Annotated in this window: 4 protein-coding genes; all 4 read right to left on the bottom strand. The window is 72.8% G+C overall.

The annotated features are described in order from the left end of the window. Positions 1-1,979: putative bifunctional diguanylate cyclase/phosphodiesterase (locus tag ACSNOD_RS27165; protein ID WP_436769711.1), on the bottom strand; the 1,979-nt coding region annotated here is incomplete at its 3' end. Between the two features lie 219 nt (positions 1,980-2,198). Continuing rightward, positions 2,199-4,382 carry an NAD-dependent DNA ligase LigA gene (gene ligA, locus ACSNOD_RS27170; RefSeq protein ID WP_436769712.1) on the bottom strand — a complete coding sequence of 728 codons (2,184 nt, stop codon included), beginning with the start codon at positions 4,380-4,382 and terminating at the stop codon, positions 2,199-2,201. A 31-nt stretch (positions 4,383-4,413) separates the two neighbouring features. Continuing rightward, positions 4,414-5,370 carry a methionine synthase gene (locus ACSNOD_RS27175; RefSeq protein WP_436769714.1) on the bottom strand — a complete coding sequence of 319 codons (957 nt, stop codon included), beginning with the start codon at positions 5,368-5,370 and terminating at the stop codon, positions 4,414-4,416. Between the two features lie 196 nt (positions 5,371-5,566). Next, a complete protein-coding gene (locus tag ACSNOD_RS27180; protein WP_436769713.1) occupies positions 5,567-6,256 on the bottom strand; it encodes an SDR family oxidoreductase in 690 nt (229 codons plus the stop codon). Positions 6,257-6,305 lie beyond the last annotated feature (49 nt).

Below are 6,305 nucleotides of genomic sequence, written 5' to 3' on the forward strand. Positions count from 1 at the left end.
GCGGCGGCCACCAGCCAGCCCTGCACCGCGTCGCAGCCGAGGTCCCGCAGCCGCTCCCAGGTCTCGTCGTCCTCCACGCCCTCGGCGACGACGAGCAGCCCGAGGGAGTGCGCCAGGTCGACCGTGCAGCGGACGATCTCCGCGTCCTCCGTGTCGACCGCGAGCCGGGCGACGAACGACCGGTCGATCTTGAGCTCGCTCACCGGCAGCCGCCGCAGGTGCACCAGCGAGGAGTACCCGGTGCCGAAGTCGTCGAGGGACATCTTCACGCCGTGGCCGGTGAGCCCGGCGAGCGTGTCCGCGGCGCGCTGCGGGTCCTCCAGCAGCACGTGCTCGGTTATCTCCAGCTGGAGCGCCCCGGGCGGCACCCCGTGCCGGGCGAGCCGGGCGGCGACGGCGCCGGCGAAGCCGGGGGTGTGCACGTCGCGGGGCGAGACATTGACGGCGACGGGCACCTCCAGGCCCACCGCGCGCCACTTGGCCACCTGGCCCAGCGCGGTCTCCAGCACGTACTCCGTGAGGTGGGGCATCAGCCCCGAGGACTCCGCTATCGCGATGAACTCGTCCGGCGAGACCCGGCCCCGCTCCGGGTGCACCCAGCGCACCAGCGCCTCCAGCCCGGCGACATGGCCGTCGAAGCCGACCTTGGGCTGGTAGTGCAGCTCCACCTCGCCGGCGTCGAGGGCCCGGCGCAGGTCGCCCAGCAGGCCGAGCCGGTCGGGGGTGTTGCCGTCCCGCTTGGCCTCGTAGACCTCCACCCCGCTGCGGTCCCGCTTGGCCTGGTACATCGCCACGTCGGCGCGGCGCAGCAGCCCCTCGGCGTCGAGGGCGTGGTCGGGGAAGACGGCGACGCCGGCGGACGCCTCCAGGACGAGGGTGAGCCCGTCGAGGTCGAGCGGTGAGCCGAGGATGGCGACGAGCTGGCGGGCCACGCGCTGGGCGCTGGTGGTGGAGTCGGCGGTGGGCAGCAGTACGGCGAACTCGTCGCCGCCGAGCCGGGCGGCCTCCGCGCCGCGGGGCAGGGCGTCGCGCAGCCGCTCGGCGATCTGGAGGAGCAGCCGGTCGCCCGCGAGATGGCCGAGCGTGTCGTTGACCGAGCGGAACCGGTCGAGATCGATCAGTACGAGGGCGGTGCGCTCGTTGGCCCGTTCGGCGTCGTCGATCGCGGTCCAGGTGCGCTCCAGCAGCCACTGCCGGTTGGGCAGCCCGGTCAGCGGGTCGCGCAGCTGTTCCTCGGCGCGGGCGCGGGCGATCCAGAGCGTGGAGTCCAGGGCGATCAGGGGGACGGCGAACAGCGGCAGCAGCACGGGCATGTGGACGGCGACCACGCAGATCAGCGGCGCGATGCCGAGCAGCGCCACGGCGACCAGGGCCTGGCGCACCAGGGCGGTCCGGGCGACGGTGGGCAGCCCACCGTCGCCGGGGGCGACGAGGAACCACAGCAGCACCCGGGTGACGGCGAGATAGCCGACGGCGGCGAGCAGGATCTCGGGCAGGACGAAGAGGTCCCAGGTGGCGGGCTGCCAGGGCCGTTCGACGGAGGGGATGGTGCCGAAGGCCGCGAGCGCGAGGGCCGCGGTGCCGATGCCGAGGATGTCCACGGCGCCGTGCACCAGGCCCTGCCGCCAGCGGTGCCGGCGGGCGGCGCTGACGAGCACCACCACGGCCAGGCTGACCAGCAGGGCGGGCACCCAGCCGTAGAGCAGCAGCACCGCCAGGGTGAGGGCGGCGCCGGAGCCGGTGCCGCCCCACCAGCGGTCGCGGCCGAGGGCGACCAGATGGCCCACGATGATGCCGGTGAGGACGGCGAGGGACCAGCCCACCGTGGCGTTCGGGAAGAGCGCGTGGCCGTCACCGAGCACCTTCACCACCCCGGTGGCGAGGGCGGCCCCGGCTATGGTGATCGCGGCCAGCGGCATCTTCGACGCGGCGAACCGGCGCAGCCGTGACACCGGGTCGGCGCTCTCGGTCGGTTTCATTCCCGTCCCTCTCACAGCCGGCGGTGCCCACGCCACGTCGTGACACCTCTTCCGATGCCACCACGTCTGAGATCCCACCACGCAGCCGTGCACGGCAGGCGCACACCTCAACAGTAGGCCGCGGACGCCTTTGACGGGCAGCGATCGGCAGCGGTTGCCCGAATGCGACCCAGGCACCCGTAACCATCTGGTATGCGCCGAACGGGTGACGGCTGACGGCTATTCGGGGGGCGCCAACGCGGCCTCCCGAGCGGCATCGACACCTTGTTCGAGCAGGACAGCGAAGCCGTCGTCATCGAGCACGGGCACCTTCAACTGGATTGCCTTGTCATACTTCGAACCCGGGTTGTCACCTACCACAACGAAGTCGGTCTTCTTCGAAACGGAACCCGTCACCTTCGCGCCTCGGCTCTGCAGCGCCTCTTTCGCGCCATCTCTGGTGTGCGAGGCCAGCGTTCCGGTGACGACAACGGTGATGCCCTCCAGGGGCCGCGGCCCCTCGTCCTCGCCGCCCTCCTCCTCCATCCGCACTCCGGCGGCCCGCCACTTCGCCACGATGTGGCGGTGCCAGTCCTCGGCGAACCACTGCTTGAGGGAGGCGGCGATGGTCGGCCCCACGCCCTCGGTGGCGGCCAGCTCCTCCTCCGAGGCCTCCTCGATCCGCTGGAGCGACCGGAACTCGCGGGCCAGGGCGGCCGCGGCCACGGGGCCGACATGACGGATCGACAGGGCCGTGATGACGCGGGCGAGCGGGCGCTCCTTGGCCGCCGCGATGTTCTCCAGCATCGCGACCGCGTTCTTCTTGGGCTCGCCCTTCTGGTTGGCGAAGAAGGTCACCACCTTCTCCTCGCCGGTCTTGGGATCGCGCTTGGGAAGCCCCGTGTCCTGGTCGAGGACGTAGGACTTGATGGGCAGCAACTGGTCGAGCGAGAGGTCGAAGAGATCGCCCTCGTCCTTCAGCGGCGGCTCCGACGGCTCCAGCGGTTGCGTGAGGGCCGTGGCTGCCACATACCCGAAGTGCTCGATGTCGAAGCACCGGCGGCCGGCCAGATAGAACATCCGCTCACGGATCTGGGCCGGGCAGTACCGGGCGTTGGGGCAGCGCAGATCGACATCCCCCTCCTTCATCGGCTGGAGGGCGGTGCCGCAGTCCGGGCACTCGGCGGGCATCACGAACTCCCGCTCGTCGCCGGTGCGCAGGTCCACCACCGGGCCGAGGATCTCGGGGATGACGTCGCCCGCCTTGCGCAGCACGACGGTGTCCCCGATGAGGACGCCCTTGGCCTTGACCACGTCCTGGTTGTGGAGCGTGGCGAACTCCACCTCCGAGCCGGCCACGGTCACCGGCTCCACCACGGCGTACGGCGTCACCCGGCCGGTGCGGCCGACACCGACGCGGATGTCCACGAGTTTGGTGTTGACCTCCTCCGGCGGGTACTTCCAGGCGATGGCCCAGCGCGGGGCGCGGGAGGTGGAGCCCAGCCGGCCCTGCAGCGGGATCTCGTCCAGCTTGACCACCACACCGTCGATCTCGTGCTCGACGGAGTGGCGGTTCTCCCCGGCGTACGCGGCGATGAACGCCCGCACGTCCTCCAGCCGGTCCACGACCTTGTTGTGCCCGGCGGTGGGCAGCCCCCACTCCCGCAGCAGGTCGTACGCCTGGGACTGGCGCGCGATGTCGAAGCCGCGGCGCGCGCCGATGCCGTGCACCACCATGTGCAGCGGGCGGCTCGCGGTGACCTTGGGGTCCTTCTGGCGCAGCGAACCGGCCGCGGCGTTACGGGGGTTGGCGAACGGCTTCTCCCCCGCCGCCACCAGCCGGGCGTTCAGCTCCTCGAACTTCTCCATCGGGAAGTAGACCTCGCCGCGGATCTCGACGAGCTCGGGGATCAGCCCGCCCCGCAGCCGCTCGGGGATCTCCGAGATGGTCCGGATGTTCGGGGTGATGTCCTCGCCGGTGCGGCCGTCGCCACGGGTGGCGGCGCGGGTCAGCCGCCCGTGCTCATAGGTGAGGTTGACGGCGAGGCCGTCGACCTTCAGCTCGCACAGGAAGTGGTACGAGGTGTCGCCCAGCTCCCGGGCGACGCGGTCCGCCCAGGCGGCCAGCTCCTCGTCGTCGAAGGCGTTGTCCAGGCTGAGCATCCGCTCGCGGTGCTCGACGGCGGTGAAGTCCGTCTCGTACGCCCCGGCGACCTTCTGGGTGGGCGAGTCGGGGGTGCGCAGCCCGGGGTAGGCGTCCTCCAGCGCCTCCAGGGACCGCAGCAGCCGGTCGAACTCGGCGTCGCTGATGACCGGGGCGTCCTTGACGTAGTACCGGAAGCGGTGTTCCTCGATCTGCTCGGCGAGCCGGTCGTGCTGCTCGCGCACCTCGGCGGGTGCTACCTCCTGCTGTTCGGCGGCCACCGTTGCTTCCTCCCGTTGTCCATGAGTGCGGTCACTCAGGGTTGTCACCGAGCGACTTCGCGGCCCGCGCGCAGTGCGCCTGCGCGGCCCGGGCGTACCCGGGCGTGGCCCCCGCCAGCCCACAGGCCGGGGTGACCACGACGGACTCGGCGAGAGTCCCCGGCGACAGGCCCAACCTGCGCCAGAGCGTCCTGACACCCATGACGCTACCGGCAGGGTCCGACAATGGGCCGTCGACGCCGGGGACGACCCCGGTGAAGAGGGTCAGCCCGCCCTCCACGGCCTCGCCGATGACCTCGTCGTCACGGTCGGTGAGCAAGGAGAAATCGAACGAGACGCCGCGCGCGCCCGCCCGGCGCAGCAGGGCGAACGGCACGTCCGGGGCACAGGAGTGCACCACCACGGGGGCGTCGCCGGCGGCCGCCATGACGTCGCGCAGCGCGCCCTCCACGACCTGCCGGTCGACGGCGCGGTGGGTGCGGTAGCCGCTGGCCGTCTTCACGTGCCCGCGCAGCACCGCCGTCAGCGACGGCTCGTCGAGCTGCACCACGAGCTCGGCGCCCGGCACCCGGCGCCGTACCTCCGCCAGGTGGGCGCGCAGGCCCTCGGTGAGCGACCCGGCGAGGTAGCGGCAGGCGCCGGCGTCGGAGAGCATCGCCTCGCCGCTCCTGAGCTCCAGGGCCGCGGCCATCGTCCAGGGCCCGACGGCCTGGACCTTCAGCGGGCCGGTCCAGCCCTGGGTGAACTCCTCCAGCGCGTCGAGGTCCTCGCCCAGCCAGGAGTGGGCGCGGCGGGTGTCGCGGCCGGGCCGGTCGCTGATGCGCCAGCCGCTGGGCTCCACGTGCGCGTACACCTCCACGAGCAGCCCGGCCGTGCGGCCGATCATGTCGGCGCCTGGGCCGCGCGCGGGGAGTTCGGGGAGGTAGGGGAATCCTTCGAAGGTGCCGGTCACGGTCTTCGCGGCTTCGCGCGCGTCCGTGCCGGGCATCGATCCGACCCCGGTCGCGGCCCCCGCCCACCGCCGGCTGCTGTTCTGCGTCTCGCTCACCCCGAAAGGTTACGAGACGTGGCAGGTGCCGCCGGTGCGCAGCGGGGCGGGTGGTCGCGGGGGCCGGTCCCGGAGCGGGTTACGGGGGCGGGTTACGGGGTGGCCGCTCCGCCGGTCGCGGGGGCCGCGGTCGGTGTCAGCCGCCGGGGCGTACGGACAGGTCGGTGATCTCCGCGTCCCGGGGCAGGTCCAGCGCGGTGAGGATGGTGGTCGCCACCGACTCGGGGGCCATCCAGCGCGAGGCGTCGTACTCCTTGCCCTCCTGCTGGTGGACCTTGGCCTGCATCGGGGTGGCGGTGCGGCCGGGGTAGACGGAGGTGACCCGGACGCCGTTGGCCTGCTCCTCGGCGCGCAGCGCGTCCGCGAGGGCCTTGAGGCCGTGCTTGCTGGCGGCGTACGCGCTCCACTGCGGGTTGGCGCGCAGGCCGGCGCCGGAGTTGACGAAGACCACGTGCCCCCGGGCCAGCCGGAGCTGGGGCAGCAGCAGCCGGGTCAGCTCGGCGGGCGAGACCAGGTTGGCGGCGAGCTGGCGCTGCCAGATTTTGGGCGTCAGGTCGCCGACGTCGCCGAGGTCCACGACGCCGGCGATGTGCAGCAGGGAGTCGAGCCGGTCCGGCAGTTCCTGGTGCCCGAAGGCCCAGGAGAGCTTCTCGGGGGTGGCGAGGTCGCCGACGAGCGTGCGGCTGCCGGGGAAGCGGCTCTCCAGCTCCTTCGCCCGGCCGGCGTCCCGGGCGAGCAGCCACAGATCGTCCCCGCGCTCGGCCAGCCGCTCGACGACGGCCGTGCCGATGCCCGACCCGGCTCCGGTGATCAGATGTGCAGTCATGGCCCCTAGCTTGCCCGACGGGGCTCCGGGCCGGGGGCCGGGTCCGCCG

Origin of the sequence: Streptomyces sp. URMC 123 (assembly GCF_051386515.1) — a bacterium.
GTDB lineage: Bacteria > Actinomycetota > Actinomycetes > Streptomycetales > Streptomycetaceae > Streptomyces.

Excerpts from the sequence above, each read along its gene's own strand:
- ACSNOD_RS27175 (WP_436769714.1), bottom strand. The coding sequence starts at position 5,370 with ATGCCCGGCACGGACGCGCGCGAAGCCGCGAAGACCGTGACCGGCACC.
- ACSNOD_RS27180 (WP_436769713.1), bottom strand. The coding sequence starts at position 6,256 with ATGACTGCACATCTGATCACCGGAGCCGGGTCGGGCATCGGCACGGCC.